The sequence below is a fragment of the Streptomyces sp. NPDC096324 genome, from assembly GCF_044763015.1.
Lineage (GTDB): Bacteria > Actinomycetota > Actinomycetes > Streptomycetales > Streptomycetaceae > Streptomyces.
This window is the reverse complement of record NZ_JBIWFK010000012.1, coordinates 40,199-65,504: the sequence shown is the minus strand read 5'-3', so window position 1 is coordinate 65,504 and position 25,306 is coordinate 40,199. Positions and strand designations below refer to the sequence as shown.

The following is a 25,306-nucleotide window of genomic DNA, read 5'->3' as shown; positions in this document are numbered from 1 at the left end:
TAAAACCCCATGTCGACGCACGGATCCCGGCACTCCGCATCTCGGACAAAGTGAACCAAAAATCCACCGTAAGGAAAGGGATCCCCATGCAGAGTAAAGTAAAGTAAAGCCATCTTGACTCTTCGTCGAGGCCATCCATAGCGTCGATCTATGTGAGCCCAAGTAAAGGCCAAAACGGGCCCTCCTAGCGGTACGCAATGCCCGGGTCCCGGCATCGGCCGAATCAGTGGGCTTCGTCGATCGACATACCCTCGGACGCGTCACGCGTCCGGCAGTCTCGACATCCAGGGGGCAATGGTGGGGCGGAGCCGAACACCGATCCCGCAATCCGCGCAGTGTTATGAACTGGCGCAATGGCTGCGCTCGCTGCGCCAACGATCCGGACTCACCTACCGGCAGATGGCGGAGCTCACCGAGGGGCTGCGGATCGCGGATCCCGCCTGTTCCGCCGTCACCCTCTCCCGCGCCGACCGGGGCACCTTCCTGCCGCGCCGCCATGTCGTGGAAGCGTATGCCCAGGTCTGCGGGGCCACGCGGCGCGAGGCCCGGCTGCGCTGGGAGCAGGCGGCACGGCGATCAGGCCACGCTCCCGACGGCCGCGAAGTCGCGTCCGCGCCACGCGCCGGACGCAGACTGGAACTCGTCTACCACCCGGCACACCTCCTCGAAGCGATGCACCAGGCACGGCTCGCCGCCGGCCAGCCGTCCTTGCGCGAAATGGAGAAGAAAGCCCGCGACCTCGGGGCAGGACCGTTGCCGCGCAGCACGGTCGCCGACATTCTGGCCGGTTTTCGCATGCCGTCGGAGGAACTGCTCGTCGCCTATGTACAGGCATGCGGACAACAGGGCCGACGACTCACGCTCTGGCGCAATGCATGGGCTCGCGCATTCGGCGCGGACGCCGCGTGATTCATCTGTCCGAAATCCACTTCCGAGAACATTTCAACAAGGTGAAACCCATTCTTCGTGGGCCCGTTGTCATGACGGGGGCGCAACCCGCGATTCCTCGCCATGGTCATTGTCGGGAAACGAGGGTCGGGCGGCTCGGAATCAGTTGTGGATTCCCGGCGTCGTGGCGATGAACCAGCCCGCCGGGGGAAGTGAGACCGTACCCGTGGCGGAATCGACGGAAGCGTCACCGGCGACGGTGGTCCACGCGGCGGCCGGAATACCGGCGGTCGCCGGACCGGGTCCGAAGTTCAGTGCGACCGCGAGGGTGGAACCGGCGTCGGGCGCGGCCAGGGTGTAGCTGAGGACGGTGTTGTCCAGGCTGTGGACCCGGGTCTGGGCACGTACGAGCCAGGGGTGGCGGCGGCGCACGCCCACCAGGGTCTGGTGGAGCCGCTGCACGGCGATCCCTTCGGCCCCGAGATCCGCCGGCGCGGTGGGGAACGCGGGACGGATGGCGTCGTCCCCGCCCACCCGGTCCTCCTTGACACCCTTCCGGGCCCGCTCGTCTCCCGCGTACACGGAGGGTGTTCCCCCGACGGTGAAGAGCACGGCGAGCGCGTGCGCCAGGTGACGGGGCTCCTCCAGCCGGCTGGCGACGCGGGTGACGTCGTGGTTGCCGACGAAGGTCTGCGGGGCGAAGGTGTCGAGCATGGCGTTGTGGCGCTTGAGCGCCCAGGCCAGTTCGTGCGGATTGCGGTCGTTGAGCGCGCTCCAGACCGCCTTCCACAGTTCGTACTGCGTCACGGTGTCCAGCCCGCCCTCGACGACGTACGACGCGTAGTCGCCATGGATGACCTCGCCGCTGAACCACACGCCGGGGTGACGTGACCTGACCCGGTCCGTGACGGTCCGCCAGAAGGGCCGGGGCACCGCATAGGCGGCGTCCAGCCGCCAGCCGGCGACACCCCGGTCGAGCCAGTGGCCGAGGACGTCGACGACATGGTCGGCGACCGCGGGGGCCGCGTGGTTCAGCGCGACGAGATGACGGTGCCCCTCGAAGGTCCGGAAGTCGTCGCCCTCGGGGACGAACCAGTCCGCGTACGGGGAGGCGGCACCGCGCCGCGCCACGTCGGCGAAGGGCGCGAAGGACCTCCCGACGTGGTTGAAGACGCCGTCGAGCAGGACGCGGACCCCGCGCGACGCGGCCCGGTCGATCAGTTCGACCAGATCGGCCTCGGTGCCCAGGCGCGGATCGACGCGAAAGTGGTCGGTCGTGTCGTAGCCGTGGGTCTCGGCGGCGAAGACCGGCCCCAGGGCGAGGCCGTTGCAGCCGAGCCCGACCAGGTGGTCGAGCCAGTCGACCAGGACCGGCAGCCGGTGGCGCACAGGCGCGCCGGCGGGCAGGGCGTTCGGCTCCGCGCCGAGGAAGCTCAAGGGGTGGACGTGCCACCAGATGGCGTGGTCGGGCCAGGACACGGGAGCCTCCGTCAGTGGGGTCGGATCATGGAGCCGGACACAGCGGCCGGGGAATCGGCGAGGTGGTTCATCAGACGGGCGGCGAGCAGGAGGATCTGACGCTCCGTCTCGGTGAGCTCGACGAGGGCGATGTCGAGCCAGGCGTCGCGTTGGGCCATGTCACGGGCGAGGGCCGCACGGCCCGCCTCGGTCAGCTCCACCACGCGCTGCCGCCCGTCCTGCGTGTCGCGCGTCCGGCTGATCAGGCCCTCTTGTTCGAGGTCCGCGAAGACCCGGGTCAGGGACTGCGGCTGCTGATGGTCCGCGGCGGCCAGCGCACCGGCCGACATCGGGCCGTTGCGGCGCAGGTGGCCGAGGACGCTGCTCTTGTTGAGGCTGAGCCCGTCCGCTGGGCGCTCCGCGCTCAGCCTGCGGGCGAGCCGGATGACGCCCTGGCGGATCTCGGTGGAGGCCCGGCCGTCCTGCGCCTCGGATCCGGCGTCCCGCGCCTTGGACCCGGATCGTTCCGCACCCTCGTGTTCTGTTCGCTCTCCCATCACATTGATAAGGTATCACTTACGATCCGATGGGAGGGCTTGACTCCAGATGGCTTGTTCCAGCGGCTTCCTTGGCGGTGATTCTACGTGTTGCGTAGTTTTCTGAGATCGACGCGTCGGGCGCTGCACTTCGATCCGCGAGGAACGCACCTGCGGACGACCGCCGTGGCCATGGCCACGGTGCTGGGCACGTACGGCTGGGCGCTGCTCGTCGAGCACCAGGCCGGGCTGCGCGTGGACAGTGTGGTCCAGGCGGTGGTGATCGCCTCGGCGCTCGGTCGCGTACAGCGCCTCTTCGACCGGACGGACCGACTGGTGGCCTGCGTCGTGCTGCCGTGCGCGGCCGCGGGGGGCACGGAGTTGAGCACGTTGATCCAGGAGCACCCCCTCGCGGGTGACGCCGCGTTCGTCGTGGGGGTCGCCGGGGCGATCTGGGTACGCCGGTTCGGTGCCCGCGCCACGCGAGCGGGCACACTCGTCGTTCTTCCGCTGATCGCGGTCCTGGTGGTGCCCGCCGGCACGGTTCCCGCCGACGGACACGAGGACACCGCCTGGGCGGCGGTGACGGCGCTGGCGGCGGTCGTCTGGGGAACCGTCGTGACGTGGACCGCCCAGCACGCCGGCCTCGTGAAACGGCCGCCCCCGGCCGGGGTGACCACGGCGCCCCGCTCCCCGAGGCGCCGACCGGGCGTGAGCACCCGGATGGCGCTGCAGATGGCGGCGGCGCTCGCCGCCGCGTTCGCGATCGGCCGGAATCTGTGGCCGGACCACTGGGCGTGGGTGGTCCTCACGGCGTTCCTGGTGTGCAGCGGTGCGCGCAGCCGCGGCGACGTGCTCGTCAAAGGGGCCTGGCGCACCCTCGGCGCCGCGGCCGGCACGGTGGTGGCGACCGCCGTCTCGGGAGAGTTCGGTCCTCGGTCCGACACCGCCGTCGTCGTCATCTTCGTCGTGCTCGCCGTGGCCACGTGGCTGCGTGAACTCAGCTACGCGTACTGGGCGGCCTGCGTCACCGCCGTCCTCTCGCTGCTCTACGACTGGTTCGGGCAGAGCCCCGGAGACCTGCTGCACACCCGGCTGGCCGGGATCGCGGTCGGCGCGGTTCTCGGCGTGGCGGCTTCCTGGCTCGTGCTGCCCATCCGGACCGAGGCGGTGGTACGGGCCCGGACCGCCGCGGCGCTGTCGGGACTGGGCGAGTTGATGGAGGCGGACTGGCGGAACGGCCCGGCCGTCCGCATGGCACAGGCCCGATTCACCTACCGCGTCGAGCAGTTGGCCACCGTGACGGCCCCGATGCGGATCCTGGCCGCGGTACCCGTCCCCCGGGCCCTGTCCGCCCACCGGCACCCGGACCACTTCACGCTCCGGTCCGTGACGGCCCTGCGGCGCTGCGCCGACCCCGTCGACGAGCTCACGGACGCCGCCGGACGGGCCCCCGACGCGCTGACCGCCGACCCCGCCGTGACCCGGCGGCGCGCTCAGATCGCGGCGCACGCACTCACCGTACGCCGCGCGATCGGCCGCCGCCCGACCCCGCCCACCGCCCCGGAAGGACCCCCGCAGGACCATCTCACCCCACCCGGGCCGACCCCGCCCCCCGACCGTTCCGTCCCCACCACCCTGACCGCGCTCGAGGCGATCGACACCCAACTCGCCGTACTCGGCGCACTGTTCGGTCCCCCGCCGGTCCTCACACCCGAAGCACCGGCGGCAGCGACCGGCTGACGGGGGCGGACCTGGCCGCGGGCTCACCCACCGGGTGGTGTTCCGGCGTCGTGGGGCGTGTCGGGAGGTCGATGCCGTACGGAAGGACGGCGTCGTCCGCGTGTTCTGCGACGCGGCGCCGCCGTCCGGCTGGAACATCGGTCACGAAGGCCGCCAGGTCGTCACCGCCACCGATGACTTTCGTCGCTCCCGGCGGTCCACGGCGTGAGGGTGAAACGGACGGAGGCGAGGACGAGGGTGTTTGTCTTGATTCCCGGGGCCGGGGGTTCGGCCTGGTACTGGCATCCCGTGGTGTCCGAACTACGGGCGAGGGGACACGAGGCGGTCGCGGTCGATCTGCCCGGGGACGACGAGTCCGCGGGGCTGCCCGAGTACACCGACGCCGTGGTCGCGGCGATCGGCGGCCGCGCCGATACGGTGCTGGTCGCGCAGTCGCTGGGCGGCTTCACGGCGCCGATGGTCTGCGCCCGCGTTCCGGTCGGACTGCTGGTGCTGGTGAACGCGATGGTGCCGCTTCCGGGCGAGACGCCCGGACAGTGGTGGGGCGACACCGGTTCGGAGCCGGCCCGCCTCGCGGCCGCCGAAGCGGGCGGCTACGGAACCGAGTTCGACCTGGAGACCTACTTCCTGCACGACGTCCCGGCCGAGGTCGTCGCCGCCGGAGCGGGCCACGAGCGGCCGGAGGCCGACATCGTCTTCAACCAGCCCTGCGACATCGAGCGATGGCCCGGCACCACCACGCGGGTGCTCGCCGCGACCGGGGACCGCTTCTTTCCCGTGGACTTCCAGCGCCGAGTGGCCCGCGACCGCCTGGGGATCGAGGCCGAGAGCATTCCCGGCGGACACCTGGCGGCGCTCTCCCACCCGTCCGAGCTCGTCGACAGGCTGGTCGAGCGGCTGACGTGAGTGGTCCGCGGACCCGCCGCGGACCAGGGCCGCCGGGCCCGGCGACGAAAACGTATCCCCCGGACACGAAGCTCGTTGAAGTGGTCAGCGCGCAAACGCCCCCGACGGATGCGCGACACGTGAGGGCCCGAATCCCTGCCCGGTCTCGGGCCCTCACCCCCTCCAAAAACCCTGTCCCTCCGGGCGATCGTGTCCACCCGGAGGGACGGGGCGAAGAGGAGCCCGGCGGGCATGCCATGATCCACACCCATGAAGACGCCGAACCCTCCCATGGTCCGGGCCGCCGCCCGCAACAACGCCGAGTGGTGCGCGGCGATGAGCCGATCACACGGCGTCGAGGGCGAGTTCACGGAGCAGGCGTGGGCCTCCCCGGCCCGCACCCCGCTGTACTACCCGGACGCGGTGACACAGGTGCCCGGCGCCGACCCGGCCGCGCTGGCGGCCCGGATCGACACCTGCGCACCCGGCGCCTCCGTCAAGGACAGCTTCGCCGACCTCGACCTGACGGCGGCCGGCTTCCGGGTTCTCTTCGAAGCGCAATGGATCCACCGGCCGGCGACGGGGCCCACCGGACCCCCGGAGCTCGCCTGGAACGTGGTGGGTGACCCGGGAGCGTTGCGCGACTGGGCGTCGGCCTGGGACGACGGGAACGGCGACGCCGATCTGTTCCGCCCCGGGCTGCTCGACGACCCGGCCACCTTCGTGCTCGCCGGGCGCGCGGCCGGCGGCCGCGTGGCGGCCGGAGCGGTGGCGAGCCGCGGCGACCACGTGGTGGGCGTGTCCAACGTCTTCGCACGCGACGGCGGCCCCGAAGCCGCCTGGCCGGACCTGCCGAAGGCCCTCCACGCGCTGTTCCCCGCCCTGCCCGTGGTCGGCTACGAGCAGGGCGACGACCTGGCCGCCGCCCTGCGTCACGGCTTCGAACCGATCGGCCCGCTGCGGATCTGGACCCACCCGGGGCGGGACTGACGCGCGAGGAACCGACTCGGGCCTCGGTGCGGCGCTACGAAGCCTTGCCCGCCAGGCGCTGCGCCGCGCGCTCCCCCCGTCGCTCCACGGGCTCGACTCCCCACGCCGCGCCCAGACCGCTCGGCGGCATGTCGACGTAGATCGACTCGTACGAACCCGCCGGGACGATGTACGTCTCGTGCCAGATCCCCACGGCGCCCTTGCTGTTCCGCAGCCGCCGGTTGAACGCCGCCCACGCGGGGCGGTGCTCCTGGGTCTGGTCGGAGGCGTACGCGAGCAGCTTCTCCCGCGACTCCCAGTACTGCGCGACGGTGAACACGCGCGGACCGCCGCTCAGCAGCCGGTGGTCCAGCAGCCCGCTGTCACTGTCCCGCGCGAGTTCCTTCAGCATGCGCGGCATCGCGGTCAGGGTCGGCAGCCAGTGGCGGACGGCCCGCCAGCGGTTGACCCGCATGCCGATGAGGAAGACGACGACGTCGCCCTCGGCCGCGGCCGTGACCCGCTGCCCGGATGTCGGTGCATTACCCATGAGACTCCCCGTTCCCGTGTTGGATAGTGGCACGATCCATGTTTGGATAGTGTCACTGTCCGATGAAAGGTGCAACAGGATGCGGCTGGCGGAACTGAGCGGGCAGAGCGGTGTGTCGACCGCGACGATCAAGTACTACCTGCGCGAAGGACTGCTCCAGCCGGGCCGCCGCGTCTCCGCGACCCAGGCCGACTACGGGGAGGACCATCTGCGGAGGCTGCGGCTGGTGCGGGCGCTGATCCAGATCGGCGGGGTCTCGGTGGCCGACGCGCGCGAGGTGATCGCCGCCGCCGAGGACGAGTCGCTCGACCACCATCTGCGGCTGGGCGCGGCGACCCGGATGCTGCCCACCGTCGAGAAACCCGACGAGGACGACCCCGCGATCGCGACCGCCTGCCGATCCGTGGAGGCCCTGCTGGAGCGGCTCGGCTGGTCCTGCGAGCCCGGCACGGACCTGCTCAACCCCGCCCACCGGCGGCTCATCGACTCGGTCGCCGCGCTGGACCGGCTCGGCTACCCCTGCGACACCGAGTCGTTGCTCCCGTACGGACGGCTGGCGGCGCAACTGGCGGTCACCGATCTGGACCTGGTCGAGGAGCAGGCGACTCCGAGCGAGCAGATCGAGGCGGCCGTCGCGCTCACGGTGCTGTACGAACCGGTGCTGCTGAGCCTGCGGCGCATGGCCCACGCGGAGGAATCGGCCCGGCGGTTCTGAGGCCGGCCCAGGTCACTGGACGGGAAACACGGCCGGGCCCCGGTCGGCCCATGGTCATGGAAAGGGACATGGGCTCGGGCCGCCGGGTCCCGGCGGTGTCGACGCGCTCGTACGACGGCCACGGCGCGGCGCGCACCCTGGTGATCTTCGCCCGGGTGCGCGCCACGCGTCGAGGCGGCCGTGTCGTGCTCAGCCCAGTTTGCGGCAGAGCAGCGCGGCCGGGCCCTGACTGGCCCCGAACCGGGTCGTGAAGGCGATTCCGGCGGCGTACTCGTCGTCGGCGCACTGGCCCTTGTAGTCACCGTTCGCGAAGTCGCCTCCGGCCGCGCCCGCGGGCCGGTTGTCGGAGCGGTCGAACCAGACCGTCCGCCCGGCGCCCGCCAGTGAGGTAGCGGCCGGAACGCAGAGCGCGGCGGATGTTCGGCCACCCCGGCGGCTGTAGCCGATGAGGAAGTTCCCCGACGGGCACTGCAACTTGGTGTATCCCGAGGCCCAGTCGCCGCCCGAGGGCACATGGCGCTCGTCGGTGACGACCGTCTGGGTGTCGGCCGAGGAGCGGAGGTCGCCGGTGGAGACGTCCGTGCACAGCGCGCGAACACCGCTGTGGCCGAGCCCGATCAGCCGTTCGCCGTCGGGGCACGTGGCCTTGGACGCGCCCGAGTTCCAGTCACCGGAAGCCCGTACGCGCAGCGACTGCACATAGTCGCCGTGATCGGTGGCGAGCATGTTCCGGCTCGGGACGGCGTCCACGGCCCCGGTGCGGGTCGGGGCGGTCATGAGCCGGTTCCAGGCGGTGCCGCGCCAGTCGGACTGGTCGAGGATCCCGTACCGGTTGCCGGAGGTGTCGTAGCGCAGCAGGGACCAGTCGTCGTGGCCTTCCCAGCCGACGAGCGGCCAGTAGGCGAAGTCGACGTCGTGGTCGGCGAAGTAGTCGGTGATGTTGCCGAACCAGGTCCGGGCCGCCGTGCCCGTCTCACCGGAGCCGATACCGAACTCGCTGATCCACACGGGAGCGGTGAAGTGCTGGTTCGCCTCGGAGGAGACGAAGAAGGCCTGGTCGTTCAGAACTTGGTTGAGTTGGTCCCGGCTGAGGTCCTGGTAGCGGGCGTCGTGGGTCTCGCCGATGCCGGTCGCCCCGCTGTGGTTGGGACCGGTGTATCCGTAGAAGTGCGCGGAGTACACCAGCTTGTGGGCGGCGACGAGGGTGTGCGAGAGATTGCGCGCGGGGGTGAGGGTGGGACGCCCGTGCGCGAAGCCGTCGACCGGGATACCGGTCCAGTTGATCCCCTCGATGACGATGAGGAGGTTGCGGTTGGCCTCCGAGAGGATGCGGTCCGCGGCGAGCTGGGCGGCCGCGTACCAGTCGTGTGCGTCACCCAGGCCCCAGTTGGGGTCGTCGAGTACGTCGCGGCGTACTTCGTTGTAGAGGTCGGCGCCCACCACGCGCGGGTCACCGGCGTAGCGGCGAGCCATGAAGACCCAGTCGTCCGCCCACTGCTGGGTGGACTGACTGCTGTTCCAGCGCTCGTTGCCGTCGACGCCGCAGCACCACCGCGAGGTGTTGGTGTGATTGTTGAGGATGACGGCGAACCCGCCCCGGGTGAGGGCGGCGACCACGGCGTCGTAGACCTGGAGCGGTGTCCTGCCGCGCAGCCCCGGGTTGGCCGTGACGGCGGCGTCCGGCACCGGGGTCGTCGAATGGATCATCTCGTTGGAGAAGGGCAGCCGGATGCTGTTGATGCCCAACCGGTGGAAGTCGTCGAGCAGTTGGGGCAGCGTCACACGGTCCAGGCCGAGGGGGATGCCGTAGGAGTTCTGGCCGGCGTGCTGGTTGGCGGGATCGTCCTTGCCGCCGCTGCCCGTCCAGGAGCCTTGTGCGCCGTCCCAGTTGGCCGACTTCAGCCGGAAACGGTTGCCGTCGGCGTCCACGATGTACCGTCCGCGGGTGGAGAGCGGCGCCTTCCAAGTCTCCGCCGCCACGGTGGTTGCGATGGCTCCCCGCGCGCTGTCCGCGGGATCCGAGGTGGCGGCGACCGCCCCCGGAGCAGTGGCCAGCAGCAGGAGCGCGGTTGCCGCTAATGTCAGGTACTTGCCAAATCTGAGGGTAGGCATCGGACCTCTGTGAGGGGTGTCGGTACGCGAACGGGAGTGTCGGTGCCCGCCGGCGCCCGAGAAGGGGTGCCGGTCGCCGAGGTTCCGGCGTGACGGGGCGAGTCGGGCTCGTGCCCGCCGGAGCCTAGCGGGAAGCCCCGGCCGTGGTGAGAGTTCCGGTCAGCCGGTCGGTCGGTCGGTCAGCCGGTCAGCCGGTCGGTCGGTCGGTCGGTCGGTCGGTCGGTCGGTCGGTCAGCGGACTCGGATGAACGTCACGTCATAACCGCTGTTCGTGCTCCGGGTCTTGATGTAGACACCGTCGGACCCGCCATTGGGGTTGCCGGTGTTGCCTTCGACGGTGGTGAAGCCGGCGCCGCCGCTCACCGTTCGCACGATGCCTATGTGTTCCTGCCCGCCGGTGTAGTTGTTGCCCCCGTTCCAGTCGAAGGCCACGATGTCGCCCGGCTGCGGGTTCGTCGTCACGGAGAGGTGATAGTTGCCGGCCCGCGCCTGTTTGACCCAGCCCGAGACATAGGTGTTGCGGTAGGAGCTCGCCCCGGTCTGCTTGGCCACCCAGCTCACGAAGGTCGCGCACCAGGCGTAGTTGCGGGTGGAGAGCGACAGGCCCACGGCCGATCCGTAGCTGTTCGCCCGGGCGCTGCCCTCGACCGTGCCGACCTCGGCCGCGGCCACCGCGAGGATCTTGCCGTAGCCACCGCCGGGCGGCGTCGAGGTGGGCGGGGTGACCGCGCCGTACAGAGCGGCCTTGGTGTTCGGACCCACCTGACCGTCGACGGACAGACCCTTCTCGGCCTGGAAGTCCCGCACCGCACTGTCGGTCAACGGCCCGAAATCGCCGTCGACGGCGAGATCCGCTCCGTGATGGTTGAGCAGGCTCTGCAACTCGGTGACACAGCCGCCGCGCTGACCCTTCACGATGGCGTTCGGGCACGAGGCGGAGTTCAGGTTGACGGGGGCCGGTGCGCCGCTGCCGCCGCCCGTGCTGATGTTCGCGTACAGGGCGGACTTGGTGTTCGGGCCGACCTCCCCGTCGACGGAGAGCCCCGCCGAGGACTGGAACGACTTCACGGCGGCCAGCGTCAGGGGCCCGAACTCGCCGTCCACGTCCAGGTGTTGCCCCTTGCCGTTGAGCAGGGCCTGGAGCGTGGCGACACAGCCGCCGCTCTGCCCCTCCACGATGTTCGAGGGGCAGGAGGTCGATCGCAGGTCCAGGGCGGTGGACGCCGACTCGTCGGTGTCGTAGAGCTCGCGCTTGGTGTTCGTGCCGACCTGGCCGTCGACCGACAGACCGTGCGCGGACTGGAAGCCGCGAACCGCGCCGGCCGTCGCCGGTCCGAAGTCGCCGTCCACGTCGATCGCGTAGCCGAAGTGGCGGAGCAGCCGCTGGAGTTCCGTGACGCAGCCGCCGTTGTCGCCCTGGACGATGTTCGCCGGGCACGAGGAGGACGTGAGGTTGATCGGCGCCGGGGCCGAGCCGCCTGTCGCGTACAGCTTGGCCTTGGTCTGGGGGCCGACCAGCCCGTCCACGGCGATCGCGGTGGAGGACTGGTACTCGCGTACCGCGTAGAGGGTGTTCGCTCCGAAGACGCCGTCCACCAGAAGGCCGGCGCCGTGGGCGTTGAGCAGGTTCTGCAACTCCGTGACACAGCCGCTCGTCTGGCCCCGCTGGATCACTCCGGGACAGGAAGAGCTGGTCAGTCTGACCGCCGCGGGTGCCGCCGCCGCGGGGCCGGCACCGATCAGGGTGCCGGCCGTGAGGAGCGCCGTCGTGGCGGCGAACACCCCGGTTCTGACTCTCCAGCCCGGTCGCGCGTTCGTGGCGCCTCGATCCTCGATGGACATTTTGTCGTCGTGCACACGAAATGGACTCGTCTTCATGACCGCGAAACGTCTCCTTCGCTGGGTATACGGATGCGCCCGGCAGACGCACGCCTCGGGCCTGCGGCTGGTAAAGGGAGGAGGAATTGGCATTTTGACCGGGTCGCCACGCTTGCGGACCAACGTCCCTACCTGGCAACGGAGTTGAGGCTGTCGGAAGTCATGATCGGACCGTCATTCCGCGCATGACGGTGACAGTTCACGTCCCTGCGCACAATGTCGGACCACACAACTGGCCTGATTCAAGCGATACCCATGGCCGAAAGAAACGCACGCATGACAGCCTTTGCCTATTCAGTCCTTTTCGGCTGTCTGTCTCATTGAGGCGCCTCCGGCATCATTTTGTCCGGTCAGGCATCCCAGGCGCGAGGGCGCTTCAGCGCTTTCCCCGCGGGGCGCGGCAACGGGAACACCGCGAGGCCGTGGCGCCGGCCACGACGGGGGCGGGCGCCACGGCCGACGCCCTCCGGGACGCGGCCCGACTCACCGAGGACGGCCGCGTTCCCGGTACGGCGAGTTCGCTCACCGTTCACAGGTCACCGTGCGCAGGCAGTCGGCCTACGAACGGTGAATTGCCGGGCACACGCAATTCCGGCTCAACCGTCGGCGGTGATCCCGGAGAGGCTCACCGTGGGTCGATCGAATATCCCTGTCAGTATGTACTGCTGTCGGTGCGTCAGGTCGGTGGCGAAGACCACCAGGTCGGCCTCGGTCTCTTCGCAGTGGACTGCCACCTCGAGGACCTTTCCGGAACTCAGCAGCGTGCGCGAGGAATACGGCAGGGTCATCTTCCGGGCCCCGCCGTCCGAGACACCACGCCGTTGCGTGATCCGCCCGACGATCCGAGCGCCGCGTGCCGTCAATTCCTCCGCCGCCGCGTCCATGAGCGCGCCGAAGTCCTTCTCCCTGGCGGAGAAATAGCCGACGAGCACGACATCGGCGCCCGTCACGCCGACCGGCGCGACCGGGCGCCCCGCGGACCCCGCTCGCCCACGACGAACAGGGCGGCGGTCCCGTCCGCGGAACCGACGCACGGGCCGGGACGTCAGCTCGCCCTGGGCGCGACGGCCGCGGTGTCCTTCGAGCGATCGTGCTCCACTCGGGCCGTCTCCAGGAGATTCAGCCAGGAAGTCACCGTGGGCCGGCGGCGCAGCAGCGCGCGGCGCTCGCGCTCGGTCATGCCGCCCCAGACGCCGTGCTCGATGCGCTGGTCCAGTGCGTAAGCGAGGCATTCCGTGAGCACCGGGCAGCCGACGCACAGCATTTTGGCCCGGTTCTGCGCCGCGCCTTCGACGAACAGGTCGTCCGGATCGGCCGTACGGCACAATCCTCGATCGCTCCAGTCGGTGCTCGTCATCTCGTGATGCCGTCCTCTCCCCTGGCCCCCGCCTGCGAGTTGCCCACCTGCCCTGGGCAACAGGCATATGACACTACGCCTTTCGCGGACCGCAACTCTATCTGCCGTACGGCACCACACCTTCGAGTGAGTCCGGCTTGCCTCGCGCGCGTGGCGGCGCTATGGAGGTGGCTCGACGATGCACGGTCCCGATCAGCGCCTCCGGTACGCGGCGCGGCCGTCATTCACTCTTCCTTCCGATGGAAAGCAGGAGACATGTCCCGGAACAAACAGACCGTCGAGTCCTACTTGGACGGTTTCCGGAAGAACGATCACGCACAGATTCTGAGTTGCCTCACCGATGACATCGAGTGGACGGTTTTCGGCGGATTCCATCTGACCGGCAAGGAGGCGTACGACGCCGCGATCGAGGGCCCCGGCTTCGTCCCGCCTCCCCGGCTGGAGGTCGTCCGCATGGTCGAGGAGGACGACGTGATCATGGCCGAGCTCACCGGAACGGTGATGCGTGAGTCGGGAGAGCCGATGCGCATGTCGATGGCCGAGGTCTTCCGCATGCGCGACGGGAAGATCTGCGAACGCCGGGCATGGGTGATCGAACTCAAGCGGAACGCATACGTCTGATCCGCCGGGGCGCTTCGGGTCAGCCCGCGCGGACGGTCGTGGCCGCCTCGTACGTACGCAGCGCAGGGGCCACCTCGATCCGCGTGACGGCGCCCCGGGCCACCCGGCGCGGTCAGGAGTGGCCACCGTCGCGCCGCACCTCGAACTCGGCCTCCACGACGGCCCGCTCGGCGCGGCGCTCACCCTGCCGCCGTGGTCCCCGAGGCTCACCCGGCCGCCATGGTCCCCGGGGCTCGCGGCCGGCTCCTGGGCCGCCGGCACTCATCTGGTCACGCGATAGGGCACGCGCGTCACGCACACCGGCCCGGCCGTCCTCGCGGTCGGTCCGGCGGCCGGCGTCCTCGCGTATCGCGGCACGGGGCCCCGGAACGCATCCGGTCCGGCCACCTCGGTGATCCTGGCCGCCCCGACGGTGATGGCGGCCGTGGTCATGGCCACGCGCCGCGCGACCCGCTGACGCCCGTCCGCCGCCGCCCCGTCGACCTACGAGCCCGCGGCCCCGTGGGGCCGCGGGCTGTCAACCCCGCTCAGGACCCGCTCAGGCTTCCGCGCGCCTCGGCAGTCGCCAGTTCGGGCGGACGAAGTGGCAGGTGTACCCGTCGGGGTAGCGCTGCAGGTAGTCCTGGTGCTCCGGCTCCGCCTCCCAGAACGGACCGGCGGGCGCGACCTCGGTCACGACCTTCCCGGGCCACAGTCCGGAGGCGTCGACATCCGCGATGGTGTCCTCGGCGACCCGCTTCTGCTCGTCGTCGACGTAGAAGATGGCGGACCGGTAGCTGAGACCGATGTCGTTGCCCTGGCGGTTCTTCGTCGACGGGTCGTGGATCTGGAAGAAGTACTCCAGGATCGTCCGGTAGTCGGTCTTCGTGGGATCGAAGGTGATCTCGATCGCCTCGGCATGCGTGCCGTGGTTGCGATACGTCGCGTTGGCCACGTCGCCGCCGCTGTATCCCACCCGCGTGTCCAGAACACCCGGGAAGGTCCTGATCAGATCCTGCACGCCCCAGAAGCAGCCACCGGCCAGCAGCGCCTTCTCCTCGTTCCGGCTCATCGCACGCACCCCTTCTTCCTAGTACTCGTCGGACCCGCGCCGGCGCGCTCTCGTGCGCCGTCGGCGGTCCGTCCGCCCCGCCCGTACAGGGACGGGGCACCGCACAGCACAAGGCCCAAAGGGCCGGTCGAAATTCCCGCCCGGGCACCTGGGCCGTGCCGAGGGTCCGGACACCATCAGGACCCGCGCGCGCCCGCGCCCGTACGAGATCGATAACGATCGCGCAAGATTCAATCAACTTCGCCGTGAGGATTTGCTATCGCTACGAGGAAACAGGCTCAATGTCCTTCGTATGTCCGCGATAAGCGGTGAGCGGTAAGTGGATAGGGAGCGGATGAACGGCACGATCGACGGCTTCAGCTATGGGCTGGTCACACCTGTGGCCGCCTACGTCATGGCCTGTGTGGGCTCGGCGCTGGGGCTGCGCTGCGTGGTGCGCACGGTGCACCACGAGCCCGGGTGGCGGCTGGGCTGGCTCGCCCTGGGTGCCAGCGCCCTGGGATGCGGCATCTGGACGATGCACTTCATCGCCATGACGGGCTTCTCGGTGGCGGAGACACCCATCACCTACGACGTCCCGCTGACCGTACTCAGCCTCGCCGTGGCGATCGTGGTGGTCTCCGCGGGCGTCTTCATCGTCGGGCACCGCGGTGCCACGCGAGCGGCCCTCACCGTGGGCGGCGCCATCACCGGCCTCGGCGTCGCGACCATGCACTACCTGGGCATGTTCGCGATGCAGCTCAACGGGGAGCTGAGCTACAACGCGTTCACCGTGTCGCTGTCCGTGATCGTCGCCCTCGTGGCGGCGACCGCCGCGCTGTGGGCAGCCGTCTCCGTGCAGGGCTTCCTCCGCACGCTCGGCGCCAGCCTCGTCATGGGCCTGGCCGTCACCGGCATGCACTACACGGGCATGGCCGCCGTGAGCGTCCATCTCCACAACAGCATCGAGTCGGCCCCGACCATCAGCGGCCAGGAGGGCTCCTCGCTCCTGCTGCCGATGCTCCTGGGCCCGATCATCTTCCTCATCCTCGCCGCGGCCGTCGTCATGTTCGACCCGGTCCTGATCCTCGGCGACAGTGACGGTCGGGACAAGCACGCCAGGGGACGCTCCAAGGTCGTCGCACGCGGGAACACCATGCCGGTACGGGTGACGGGCATCCAGGACTCTCCGGCACCGGTGGTCCACAGCGTCCCGCAGGCCGACCACTGGCCGTCGGCAGCCCCTCAGCGGTCCGCCGACGACGAGCGTGCCCAGTACCGCGAGACAGGCGCCGGCGACCCCTACGGATCCCGGTACGAGGCGGAGTAACCCCTCCCCCCTGCCCGTCGACGGCCCGGCCGACGCGATCGACCTCGCGCTCGTGCCGGGCCGTAGCGGTCTCCGTGGCCCTGCCCCCCGTCTCCGTGTCCCCATCCCCTGGCCGGCGGACGGGATATTTCGGCCCGCCGGGATGATCTTGAGACTAGGGTGCCTGGCATGACCTCCATAGGCTTGCGCGGTACGACGCTCCACTACGACGACACCGGCGCCTCGGCCGGGCTGCCCGTCCTGCTGGTCCACGGGCATCCCTTCAACCGGACCCTGTGGGCCCCGCAGGTCGAAGCGCTCGTCGCGGCCGGACACCGCGTCATCACCCCGGACCTGCGCGGCTACGGGGCCAGCGGAGTGGAAACCGGCCCCGTGTATCTCTCCGACTTCGCCGACGACCTCGTCGCGCTCCTGGACCACCTCGCCATCGACCGGGCTGTCGTGGGCGGCGTCTCGATGGGCGGGCAGATCGCGATGGAAGTGCAGCGCGCCCATCCCCGGCGCGTCCGCGCGCTCGTCCTGTCGGACACCTCGGCGCCGGCCGAGACGGACGAGGGCAAGGCCTTTCGCAATCGGCTGGCCGACCGGCTCCTCGCGGAGGGGATGAACGGCTACGCGGACGAGGTCATCGGCAAGATGCTCGCCGACTACAACGTCACCGCGCTGCCCGACGTCGCCGAACACGTCCTGGGCATGATGCGCGCCACCGATCCCCGCGGTGCCGCAGCGGCCCTGCGCGGCCGGGCCGAGCGCCCCGACTACCGGGACACGCTCGCGGCCGTCCAGTCCCCGGTGCTGATCGTCGTCGGCGCCGACGACGTCTACACCCCGGTCGCCGACGCCGAGGCCATCCGCGAGCTCGTCCCGCACGCGGTCATGACCGTCATCGAGGGCGCCGGCCACCTCCCCGGGGCGGAACAGCCCGGCCGTTTCAACGCCGCGCTCCTCGACTTCCTGGCGACCCAGGTGACCACCCGCGCCTGAGCGCGGGGGCTTGCCGGGCGGGCGACACTCGGCCGGTACGTTTCCCGGCCGGTCCTACGACGGGTCCTGGGTCGGCACTTCGAACCACATGGTCTTGCCGGTGGGCGTGCAGGTGCTGCCCCAGCTCTCGGCGAGCAGGTCGAGCAGTTCGGTGCCGCGGCCGCCCTCGGCGTCGGCGTCGGCCTCACGTCGTACGGGGCACAGGGGCTCCGTGTCCTCGACCTCGCACAGCAGCCGGTCGTCGCGCAGACACAGATTGAGCCGCAGCGGGCCGCGCGTATGGCACAGGGCGTTGGTGACCACTTCGCTGACCAGGAGTTCCGCGGTGTCGGCCAGTTCCTCCAGGTTCCACTCGGCCAGTTGTGCCGTCACCAGACGGCGGGCCCGGCGGGCCGAGGTGAGCTCCCGCGACAGGGGCCAGGAGGCTTCCCAGGGGGTGACACGGGCGCGGGGCGCGTCGAACGGACGTATGGGTTGCAGCGCACGCGCCCAAAGAGCCATGTTCCTGGCGAGCCACGACGTGGGTGCTGCTTCCACGGATGCCCCGTTCTGCTGATCGCGTCTCGTGGCCCCCTCGCGTCCCGATTCCTCGGGCCGGCGGTAGAGCCGGGTGAAGCGCCCGCGGCGTGGTGCCGCCCTGAGGTCGATGGCCCCCGGGGCCATGGAAATCAGTCCCTTCCGCACTGCTGGCAACCAGACCGCCGGAGCGGCACGGACCTGTCGACGACGACCGGTCCGGACAAGTGTCAGGTCACGCGTTCACGTAACGCCCGTCACGATAACAAATATGCATGTAGCGGTCGCTACGGTAAACATTCTTTCCAAGAGTACTTATCGGGACATATGGAACGTGTTCGGCGTCACACGACCCCGTCGAGGCGGCGCCGCGACCACGGGAGCCCTTCATGCCACGACAGCCCGACCAGGGCAAACGCCGCGAGCTGGCCGACCGGGTCCGGGCGTACCTGGTGCGCAACGGCCTCGCGGAACTGTCCCTGCGCCCGCTCGCCCGAGCCCTGGGGACCAGCGACCGCATGCTCCTGTACTACTTCGGGACCAAGGAGGCCATGGTCGCCGAGGCCCTCGCCCTGGACGAGCGGCGACCGCTCCTGCACGCCCGGGACACGCTCGCCTCGGCGGAAGCCCCGCGTGATCCGGCGGGACTCCGCCGCTTCATGGAGGAGATCTGGCAGCGGTTCAACGCACCCGACCTGCGCCCCGCCCTCCCCCTGTACGTCGAGATCATGGCCGCCGGTCTGATCGACCCGGACCGCTACGGGCCCCTGCTGCGTGACGTGCTGACCGAGTGGACGGACCTGCTCAGCTCCGTCTTCCGGGACCTCGGCATGGCGCAGCTCCGTGCCCGGACGGAGGCCGCCCTCCTGGTGGACGCGACCTTCGGCCTGGTCGTCGCCTCGCTGACCGAGGACGGCCGGGAGCGGGCGGACGTGGCCTTCCTCGCGCTCCTCGATCGCCTCGAACCCGGCTGGCACGTCACCTGAGGCGCGTTCGGCGCCCGCGGTCTGTCCCGCCCCCATGTGTCCGCCACGTCCACGGCCGGCGAACCTCACGCCCGGGGCTGAGTCCCCGTACCGGGCATCACAGCTTCGCGCCGAAGTCCTGCGTCCACCAGGGACCGCCCGACCCCTTGTGCACACCCACCCCGATGTTCTTGAACGAGCAGTTCAGGATGTTCGCCCGGTGGCCCGGGCTGTTCATCCAGGACTCCATCACCGACTCGGGGGTCTGCTGACCCATGGCTATGTTCTCGCCGTACGTGGACCACTGGTAGCCCGCGGCGGTGATGCGCTTTCCGGGGTCGGCACCGTCGGGGTTGGTGTGCTCGAAGAAGTCACGTGCGGCCATGTCGTCGGAGTGGGCCTGAGCCGCGTCCTCCAGTTGCGGATCCTCCGTGAGGGGTCCGCAGCCGGCCGTCGCCCGCTCCTTGTTCACCAGCGCGACCACCTGCGCCACGGTGGTCGTGGGGGCCGACTGCGCCTGGGCCACCCCGGAGGCCCGCCGGGTCGGCGCGGCCGAGGCGGCCCCGGCCGACTTGCTCGGCTCGGCCGCACGGGCCGTCCTGGACGCCTTCGCCTTCTTCGACGCCGATGGCGACGGCGAGGCCGATGCCGTGGCACTGGCCGAGGGCGAGGTGCGGGAGGCGTCCGGTGCCGCGAGGTCTCTGACGGAGTCGCCCGCGGTGCGCGAGGGAGCCGCCTCGTCGGTGCCCGTCCCGGGTCCCGTGTCCAGGTACCAGAAGCCGCCACCCGCCACACAGACCGCCACGAGGGCGCCGCCCAGCGCCCTGCGCCGCATCTGTCGGCGCCGACGCGCCTCGCCGCGCGCGGCCGATCGCGCACCCGGCACCCGGTGCCCGGCCCCCGACGCGCCCGCGTCCCCGTGGCCGGCGGCCGACGTCCGTGACGCCGAGCCCGTGGCGGCCATCCCGCCGGAGACATCGCTCAGCGCCGCGGCCAGCCCCGGCGACACCGCGACCAGCGCCAGACCGGCCAGCAGCCCCTCCGCGGGCATCAGTCCGCTCCACAGACCCGAGCAGCGCACGCAGTCGCGGGCGTGCCGGGCGATCCGCTTGCGCCACAGCGCCGAGGGCCGGCCGTCCCAGGAGGCGAGGACACCCCGCAGTTCCTCGCACGGCGGGCGGGCGGCGAGCGCCCGTACGACCACACGAGCCGTCTCCAACTGCGCCTTCATCCGCTGCACTCGGACCGCCGCGTGCTGCGGCGACAGCTCCAGGGCCTCGGCCACCTCGGTCCGGGTCACCTCACCGGCGCATTCCAGCCACCACAGGGAGAGCACGCCCCGGTCGTCGGGTTCGAGCCAGCGTGTCGCCAGCGCGGTCTCCCGGCGCTGGCCGGAGAGCTGGAGCCGCATCATGGTGAGGTCCACGAAGTCGGAGCCGGGGTCGGCGAGTTCCTCCGCCTCCTCCACTCCGTCCGGGGCGAGCTGCCGGTCCCGCCAGTGCGCCCGGACCTGGTTCATCGCGATCGCCACGAGCCAGGAGCGGAAGTTCTCCGGCGTACGCAGCCCGTCCAGGCCGTCCAGGGCGCGGAGCATGGTGTTCTGCACGACGTCGTCGACATCGACCGAGCCGTTCAGCGCGCGTCCGACGATGTTGTAGACCAAGGGGAGATAGGCGCTCACCAGGGCGTCCTGAGCCGCCGAGTCACCCGACCGGGCGGCGATCACCAGTGCCGCCGGCTCCACCGCGTGCTGTCTCCTCATGAAATCTTCCCCGTCCTCGACTCCGCACGATGCTGCCGTTGCATGGGAGACCGCCCGCGGAACCTCGAATAACAGTTCTTCGGAGACTCGTTGCGGAGATGCTTCCCACACGGGGATGCCGATGGCAATGAAGAAGGTCACATCGGGGTGCGTCGGCTTCCGGCCCGGCCCGGCCCGGCCGCCGGGCCGGGCCGACGGCCAAGTGCCCACTGGTAAAATGGGGAGCACGCTTCGAAGTCGCCGGGGCCCGTGCCGAGTGGTACGGGCCCCGGGGCGTTCCGGGCGTCAGACTGAGGAAGGTTCCCCATGAACGCGAAGCCGCCGGCCCCTGGACTCTCCGACGCCGGCGCCGACCGGCCGGCGCCGCCGAGCGACGTCACGGCACCCTCGTCCCGCTCGGCGGAACTGCCTCCCGCAGCGTCCTTCGACGCCCTCGGTCTGCCGGCGGAACTGGTGGCCAGGATGACCGGGCTCGGGGTGACGGAACCCTTCCCGATCCAGGCCGCGACCCTGCCGAACGCGCTGGCCGGACACGACGTCCTCGGCCGGGCACGGACCGGCTCGGGCAAGACGCTGGCCTTCGGGCTGGCTCTGCTCGCCCGGACCGCGGGCAGCCGGGCGGAGGCGAAGCGGCCGCTGGCGCTGGTCCTGGTGCCGACCCGGGAGCTCGCGCAGCAGGTGAGCGACGCGCTGGAGCCGTACGCGCAGACTCTGGACGTACGGCTCGGGACGGTCGTCGGCGGCCTGTCGATCAACCGGCAGCAGGCGCTGCTGCGGACCGGCGTCGAGGTGCTCATCGCGACGCCGGGACGGCTGACCGACCTGGTGTCACGCCGGGACTGCTTCCTGAACCAGGTGCGGATCACGGTGCTGGACGAGGCCGACCAGATGTGCGACCTGGGCTTCCTGCCGCAGGTCTCGGACCTCATGGACCAGGTGCACGCCGACGGTCAGCGGCTGCTGTTCTCGGCCACGCTCGACAGCAACGTCGACCAGCTCGTGCGGAAATACCTTCACGACCCGGTCGTGGCCTCGGTCGACCGGGTGGCCGGCTCGGTCACCACGATGGAACACCACCAGCTGAACATCCACGGCGCCGACCGGTACGCGACGGCGACCGAGATCGCCGCACGGGACGGCCGGGTGCTGATGTTCCTGGACACCAAGGCGGCCGTGGACCAGTTCACCCGTCACCTGCGGTCCAGTGGCATCCGTGCCTCGGCCCTGCACAGCGGGAAGTCGCAGCCGCAGCGCACGCACACGCTCGCCCAGTTCAAGAACGGTGAGATCAACGTACTGGTGGCCACCAACGTCGCCGCCCGTGGCATTCACATCGACGCGCTCGACCTCGTCGTCAATGTCGATCCGCCCGCCGACGCCAAGGACTACCTGCACCGCGGCGGGCGCACCGCGCGCGCCGGGGAGTCCGGGAAGGTGGTCACCCTGGTCACCCCCAACCAGCGGCGCGACGTGAACCGTCTGATGTCCGAGGCCGGCATCCGGCCGATCGTCACGCAGGTGCGCTCGGGCGAGGCGGCGCTCACCGCCATCACCGGGGCCAGGCGCCCGCCGACCGGACCGAAGCCGACGGGCAACGCGCCCTTCCGGGGGATCGGAACGCGTCCCGGGCGGCCCGCCAAGGAGTCACGCAAGACCGCGGACGCCCGCAAGGCCGCGGAAGCCCGCGCGGCCGCCCGGGTACGCAAGAGCCGCTGAGGCGGTTCCCGCTTCCCCGGGTGACCGCGCCGCGGCGGCCCCCCTCGTCCGAAGACGGGTCGGCGAATGTCGGCCTCCGACCCCAACTCCCCGGCGAGCAGGGCCCGCCGCGAGGCGAGCTGGGCGCCATCGTGAAGCGAGCCAGGTACCACCGTGAAGCGAGCCGGGTGCCGTGGTGAGGTGCCTCCTCAGCTCACCGCCTGCTTCACGAGCGCGCTGATCCTCGCCTCGACCTCGGCGGTGAGCTCGGTCAGGGCGAACGCGGTGGCCCACATCGTGCCGTCGTCCAGCTTCGCCTGGTCGCTGAAACCGAGCGTCGCGTAGCGCGCCTTGAACTTCTCCGCGCTCTGGAAGAAACAGACGACCTTGCCGTCCAGCGCGTAGGCGGGCATCCCGTACCAGAGCTTCGGTGCGAGAACCGGAGCGCCGGCGGTGACGACGGCGTGGACGCGCTCGGCCATGATCCGGTCGGAGTCCCCCATCTCGGCGATCTTCGCGAGGACGTCCCGCTCCGCCTCAGCCGCCTTGTCCGCGCGTGAACCGCGGCGGGCCTCCTTCTTCAGTTCCCTGGCGTGGTCCTTCATCGCGGCCCGCTCTTCGGCCGTGAACCCCTCGTGCCGACCACTTTCCGTGCTGCTCATGACAGAACTCCCCCTAGAGGATCCGTTGTCCGCAATCGTGTGCACGCCGGCGGCGATCCGCCACCCGACCACATCGGCACGCACCGTGCCGATGTGGTCCGAATATTCCGCGTGGCCCCCGCGTTGTCAACGGCACGGTGCGTGCCGATAGGCTGCACTCATGACGGAACCGCCCGCCGCGCCGCGGCGTCGAGGTGCCGAGCGCACCGAGGAGCTGCTCCAGGCGACGCTCGATCTGGCCGCGGAGGTCGGGTACGCGGGTCTGAGCATCGAGGCGGTCGGCCGCCGGGCCGGAGTCGGAAAGCACACGATCTACCGGCGCTGGCCGTCGAAGGCGGCACTGCTGCTCGACGCGCTCAGCCGCGTGTGGACCAGCGACCTGGACTACCGCGACACGGGGAACGTCCGCGAGGATCTGCGTGAACAGTTCCACCGTTCCGGCGCGGCCCTCTCCGCCCCGCCGATCGGCCCGGTCTACCGCGCGGTCATCGCCGAGGCACAAGGCGACTCGGCGCTTCGGGCGACCCTGCACGAACGCTTCCTGGCCACCGTCGAGCGGAGCACCCTCGACCGGATCACCCGCGCCCAGCGCGCCGGCGAACTGAAGGCCGAAGCGAACCTGGAGTTCGCGGCCGAGGTGCTGTGCGGCGCGCTGTACTACCGCAGCCTGCTGTCGACCCGCCCCATCGACACCGACGCGGTCGACGGACTCGTGGACATGTTCATGGCCGCCTACGGAACCACCGGCTGAAGGGGCATCGCCCCGCGGTGAGCCCGCTCGGAGAGGCCGCTCAGGCCGCGCCCGGCAGCCGGACCGTGACGACGAGGCCGCCCTCGGCGCAGGGAACGAGTTCGAGGGATCCGTCGTGGGCGCGGACGATGCCGGCCACGATGGCGAGGCCCAGACCGACGCCGGCGTGCTCGTCGGTGCGTACGCGTTCCGTTCCTCGCTGGAACGGTTCGGTGAGGGTCGCCACCCGTTCCGGCGGGAGTACGCGGCCCGTGTTCTCGACCCGCAGCACGCTCGTGTCCCCGTCCGTGCCGGTGTGGACCGTCACGGTGCCACCGTCGGGGAGATTGTGGACGACGGCGTTCTGGACGAGGTTCGTCGCCATCCGCAGCAGGAGTTCCGCGGAACCGCTGGTACGGGCCGCCCCGCCGGTGACGTCGAGCGTGATCCGGCGCCGTTCGGCGAGGGGGAGCAGCGTTTCGGCGGCTTCCTCGGCGACGAGGGAGAGGTCGACGTCCTCGCGGGGGACGTCCCCGCGGTCGCTGCGGCTGAGGAGCAGGAGTGCCTCGGTGAGGTCGATCGCCCGCGTGTTGACGGCGTCCAGGCGCTCGATGAGTTCGTCCCGGTCCCGCGTGGGGTCCTTGCGGGCGACGTCCAGGAGTGTCCGTGAGATCGCCAGCGGGGTGCGCAGCTCGTGGGACGCGTTCGCGGCGAACCGCTGCTGCTCGGCGACCTTGGACTCGAGTTGTTCGAGCATCGAGTCGAACGCGTCGGAGAGTTCCCGGAATTCGTCCTGGCGGCCCTTCATCCGGATCCGGTGGGACAGCGACCCACTCCCGGCCGTCCGTACCGCGTCCGTGATCCGTGTGAGGGGGGAGAGCATCCGGCCCGCGAGGATCCACCCACCGATGAGGCCGAACACCAGCAGGAAGCCCAGGGAGACGGCCGCGGCGGGGGCGAAGCCGCGCAGGAGGTCGGAGCGGCTGGGCCCGACGATGATCACGGCGCCGTACGTCTTCTGGATGAGCCGGGGGTCGGCCGTCGGCAGCCAGCGCAGCACGAACACCCACATCACGACCAGCAGGAGCGTGCCGGCGACGAAGAGGAATCCGGCATAGCTGAGCGTGAGCTTCAGCCGGGCACTGCGCCCCGGGTGTCTATCCATGTGTGTCACCTGGGTGTGTGTCGTCCCCGCCGGTGTCCGCGCCGGTGTCGATCCGGTAGCCGACACCGGGCACCGTGGCGATGATCCATGGTTCGCCGAGTCGTTTGCGCAGCGCGGAGACGGTGATGCGGACGGCGTTGGTGAACGGGTTGGCGTTCTCGTCCCAGGCCCGCTCCAACAGCTCTTCGGAGCTGATGACACCGCCCTCGGCGGCGACGAGGACGTCCAGCACGGCGAACTGCTTCCGGGTGAGCGCGACATGACGTCCGTCGCGGAAGACCTCCCGGCGGAACGGGTCCAGCCGCAGGCCCGCGATCTCGCGGACCGGTGGCCGGGCGTAGGCGCGCCTGCGGTCGAGCGCCCTCAGCCGCATGACGAGCTCCCGCAGCTCGAACGGTTTGGTGAGGTAGTCGTCGGCGCCGAGCCCGAATCCGGACGCCTTGTCCTCGATCCGGTCGGCGGCGGTGAGCATGAGGATCGGGATGCCGCTGCCGGAGGCGACGATGCGCCGGGCGACCTCGTCGCCGGAGGGGCCGGGGATGTCGCGGTCGAGGACCGCGAGGTCGTAGGAGTTGACGCCGAGCAGTTCCAGGGCGGAGTCGCCGTCGGCGGCGATGTCGGCGGCGATCGCCTCCAGCCGCAGACCGTCCCGGACGGCCTCGGCCAGGTAGGGCTCGTCCTCCACGATCAGTACACGCATGTCCGAAGCCTAAGCAGCACGCCGTATCGTCGGCGTATCCCGACGGCGGGTGCGC

At 70.8% G+C, this 25,306-nt stretch carries 24 protein-coding genes; 11 read left to right on the top strand and 13 right to left on the bottom strand.

Translation table 11 applies throughout. From position 1 onward, the window contains the following. The first annotated feature begins 294 nt into the window (after positions 1 to 294). On the top strand, positions 295 to 909 hold the full coding sequence (locus ACIQ7M_RS30085; RefSeq protein ID WP_389845272.1) for a helix-turn-helix domain-containing protein: 615 nt from the start codon (positions 295 to 297) through the stop codon (positions 907 to 909). Between the two features lie 141 nt (positions 910 to 1,050). Here ACIQ7M_RS30085 and ACIQ7M_RS30080 read toward each other — a convergent pair whose 3' ends face one another. Both ACIQ7M_RS30080 and ACIQ7M_RS30075 read right to left on the bottom strand, forming a co-directional pair. Then, complete coding sequence (locus ACIQ7M_RS30080; protein ID WP_403650333.1) at positions 1,051 to 2,367, bottom strand: alpha-amylase family glycosyl hydrolase; 1,317 nt, start codon at positions 2,365 to 2,367, stop codon at positions 1,051 to 1,053. Positions 2,368 to 2,378: 11 nt separating this feature from the next. Beyond that, positions 2,379 to 2,903, bottom strand: a complete 525-nt coding sequence (locus ACIQ7M_RS30075; RefSeq protein ID WP_403650331.1) for a MarR family winged helix-turn-helix transcriptional regulator — start codon at positions 2,901 to 2,903, stop codon at positions 2,379 to 2,381. Positions 2,904 to 3,074: 171 nt separating this feature from the next. On the opposite strand from ACIQ7M_RS30075, the gene ACIQ7M_RS30070 reads away from it, so the two are divergent. From ACIQ7M_RS30070 to ACIQ7M_RS30060, 3 genes are all read left to right on the top strand, one after another. After that, positions 3,075 to 4,625: an FUSC family protein gene (locus ACIQ7M_RS30070; protein ID WP_403650329.1), complete on the top strand. Its 1,551-nt coding sequence runs from the start codon at positions 3,075 to 3,077 to the stop codon at positions 4,623 to 4,625. A 237-nt stretch (positions 4,626 to 4,862) separates the two neighbouring features. Then, positions 4,863 to 5,531 (top strand): alpha/beta fold hydrolase, encoded by a 669-nt coding sequence (locus tag ACIQ7M_RS30065; RefSeq protein WP_386987632.1) that lies wholly within the window; start codon positions 4,863 to 4,865, stop codon positions 5,529 to 5,531. Positions 5,532 to 5,780: 249 nt separating this feature from the next. Then, positions 5,781 to 6,500, top strand: coding sequence for a hypothetical protein (locus ACIQ7M_RS30060; RefSeq protein ID WP_403650327.1), 720 nt, complete (start codon positions 5,781 to 5,783; stop codon positions 6,498 to 6,500). Positions 6,501 to 6,534: 34 nt separating this feature from the next. Here ACIQ7M_RS30060 and ACIQ7M_RS30055 read toward each other — a convergent pair whose 3' ends face one another. Continuing rightward, positions 6,535 to 7,029, bottom strand: coding sequence for a DUF4188 domain-containing protein (locus ACIQ7M_RS30055; RefSeq protein ID WP_386987628.1), 495 nt, complete (start codon positions 7,027 to 7,029; stop codon positions 6,535 to 6,537). Between the two features lie 79 nt (positions 7,030 to 7,108). On the opposite strand from ACIQ7M_RS30055, the gene ACIQ7M_RS30050 reads away from it, so the two are divergent. After that, positions 7,109 to 7,744, top strand: coding sequence for a MerR family transcriptional regulator (locus tag ACIQ7M_RS30050; protein WP_403650325.1), 636 nt, complete (start codon positions 7,109 to 7,111; stop codon positions 7,742 to 7,744). A gap of 189 nt (positions 7,745 to 7,933) precedes the next feature. On the opposite strand, the gene ACIQ7M_RS30045 is transcribed toward ACIQ7M_RS30050, so the two are convergent. From ACIQ7M_RS30045 to ACIQ7M_RS30030, 4 genes are all read right to left on the bottom strand, one after another. Further along, positions 7,934 to 9,856 carry a glycoside hydrolase family 5 protein gene (locus tag ACIQ7M_RS30045; RefSeq protein ID WP_403650323.1) on the bottom strand — a complete coding sequence of 641 codons (1,923 nt, stop codon included), beginning with the start codon at positions 9,854 to 9,856 and terminating at the stop codon, positions 7,934 to 7,936. Between the two features lie 231 nt (positions 9,857 to 10,087). Further along, on the bottom strand, positions 10,088 to 11,698 hold the full coding sequence (locus ACIQ7M_RS30040) for a peptidoglycan-binding protein (protein ID WP_403650321.1): 1,611 nt from the start codon (positions 11,696 to 11,698) through the stop codon (positions 10,088 to 10,090). A gap of 632 nt (positions 11,699 to 12,330) precedes the next feature. Beyond that, positions 12,331 to 12,684, bottom strand: a complete 354-nt coding sequence (locus ACIQ7M_RS30035; protein ID WP_403650319.1) for a hypothetical protein — start codon at positions 12,682 to 12,684, stop codon at positions 12,331 to 12,333. Positions 12,685 to 12,779: 95 nt separating this feature from the next. Continuing rightward, entirely contained in the window at positions 12,780 to 13,091 is a 312-nt protein-coding gene (locus ACIQ7M_RS30030) for a WhiB family transcriptional regulator (RefSeq protein ID WP_386988531.1), read from the bottom strand. Between the two features lie 255 nt (positions 13,092 to 13,346). Between ACIQ7M_RS30030 and ACIQ7M_RS30025 the strand changes: the two genes are divergently transcribed. Continuing rightward, positions 13,347 to 13,712 carry a nuclear transport factor 2 family protein gene (locus tag ACIQ7M_RS30025; RefSeq protein WP_386988534.1) on the top strand — a complete coding sequence of 122 codons (366 nt, stop codon included), beginning with the start codon at positions 13,347 to 13,349 and terminating at the stop codon, positions 13,710 to 13,712. A gap of 538 nt (positions 13,713 to 14,250) precedes the next feature. Here the strand turns inward: ACIQ7M_RS30025 and msrA are convergent. After that, a complete protein-coding gene (gene msrA / locus ACIQ7M_RS30020; protein WP_403650316.1) occupies positions 14,251 to 14,763 on the bottom strand; it encodes a peptide-methionine (S)-S-oxide reductase MsrA in 513 nt (170 codons plus the stop codon). 334 nt (positions 14,764 to 15,097) lie between these two features. Here msrA and ACIQ7M_RS30015 point away from each other — a divergent pair, with 334 nt between their 5' ends. Both ACIQ7M_RS30015 and ACIQ7M_RS30010 read left to right on the top strand, forming a co-directional pair. Further along, positions 15,098 to 16,072, top strand: coding sequence for an MHYT domain-containing protein (locus ACIQ7M_RS30015; protein ID WP_403650314.1), 975 nt, complete (start codon positions 15,098 to 15,100; stop codon positions 16,070 to 16,072). Between the two features lie 168 nt (positions 16,073 to 16,240). Further along, positions 16,241 to 17,056 carry an alpha/beta fold hydrolase gene (locus ACIQ7M_RS30010; protein ID WP_403650313.1) on the top strand — a complete coding sequence of 272 codons (816 nt, stop codon included), beginning with the start codon at positions 16,241 to 16,243 and terminating at the stop codon, positions 17,054 to 17,056. A 54-nt stretch (positions 17,057 to 17,110) separates the two neighbouring features. Here ACIQ7M_RS30010 and ACIQ7M_RS30005 read toward each other — a convergent pair whose 3' ends face one another. Then, on the bottom strand, positions 17,111 to 17,719 hold the full coding sequence (locus ACIQ7M_RS30005) for an ATP-binding protein (RefSeq protein ID WP_403650311.1): 609 nt from the start codon (positions 17,717 to 17,719) through the stop codon (positions 17,111 to 17,113). A 242-nt stretch (positions 17,720 to 17,961) separates the two neighbouring features. Here ACIQ7M_RS30005 and ACIQ7M_RS30000 point away from each other — a divergent pair, with 242 nt between their 5' ends. Next, a complete protein-coding gene (locus tag ACIQ7M_RS30000) occupies positions 17,962 to 18,558 on the top strand; it encodes a TetR/AcrR family transcriptional regulator (protein WP_403650309.1) in 597 nt (198 codons plus the stop codon). A gap of 97 nt (positions 18,559 to 18,655) precedes the next feature. Here the strand turns inward: ACIQ7M_RS30000 and ACIQ7M_RS29995 are convergent, their stop codons facing one another. Continuing rightward, positions 18,656 to 20,299, bottom strand: a complete 1,644-nt coding sequence (locus ACIQ7M_RS29995) for a sigma-70 family RNA polymerase sigma factor (RefSeq protein ID WP_403650308.1) — start codon at positions 20,297 to 20,299, stop codon at positions 18,656 to 18,658. Positions 20,300 to 20,605: 306 nt separating this feature from the next. Between ACIQ7M_RS29995 and ACIQ7M_RS29990 the strand changes: the two genes are divergently transcribed. After that, on the top strand, positions 20,606 to 22,015 hold the full coding sequence (locus ACIQ7M_RS29990; RefSeq protein ID WP_403650306.1) for a DEAD/DEAH box helicase: 1,410 nt from the start codon (positions 20,606 to 20,608) through the stop codon (positions 22,013 to 22,015). 188 nt (positions 22,016 to 22,203) lie between these two features. Here ACIQ7M_RS29990 and ACIQ7M_RS29985 read toward each other — a convergent pair whose 3' ends face one another. Next, the gene (locus ACIQ7M_RS29985; RefSeq protein WP_403650304.1) at positions 22,204 to 22,656 is read right to left on the bottom strand and encodes an iron chaperone; all 453 of its coding nucleotides are present in this window, start codon (positions 22,654 to 22,656) and stop codon (positions 22,204 to 22,206) included. A gap of 160 nt (positions 22,657 to 22,816) precedes the next feature. Between ACIQ7M_RS29985 and ACIQ7M_RS29980 the strand changes: the two genes are divergently transcribed. Further along, positions 22,817 to 23,407 (top strand): TetR/AcrR family transcriptional regulator, encoded by a 591-nt coding sequence (locus tag ACIQ7M_RS29980; RefSeq protein WP_386987747.1) that lies wholly within the window; start codon positions 22,817 to 22,819, stop codon positions 23,405 to 23,407. A 40-nt stretch (positions 23,408 to 23,447) separates the two neighbouring features. On the opposite strand, the gene ACIQ7M_RS29975 is transcribed toward ACIQ7M_RS29980, so the two are convergent. Then, positions 23,448 to 24,551: a sensor histidine kinase gene (locus tag ACIQ7M_RS29975; protein ID WP_403650301.1), complete on the bottom strand. Its 1,104-nt coding sequence runs from the start codon at positions 24,549 to 24,551 to the stop codon at positions 23,448 to 23,450. Then, positions 24,544 to 25,251, bottom strand: a complete 708-nt coding sequence (locus tag ACIQ7M_RS29970; protein WP_403650299.1) for a response regulator transcription factor — start codon at positions 25,249 to 25,251, stop codon at positions 24,544 to 24,546. The genes ACIQ7M_RS29975 and ACIQ7M_RS29970 overlap by 8 nt, the downstream gene beginning before the upstream one ends. Positions 25,252 to 25,306 lie beyond the last annotated feature (55 nt).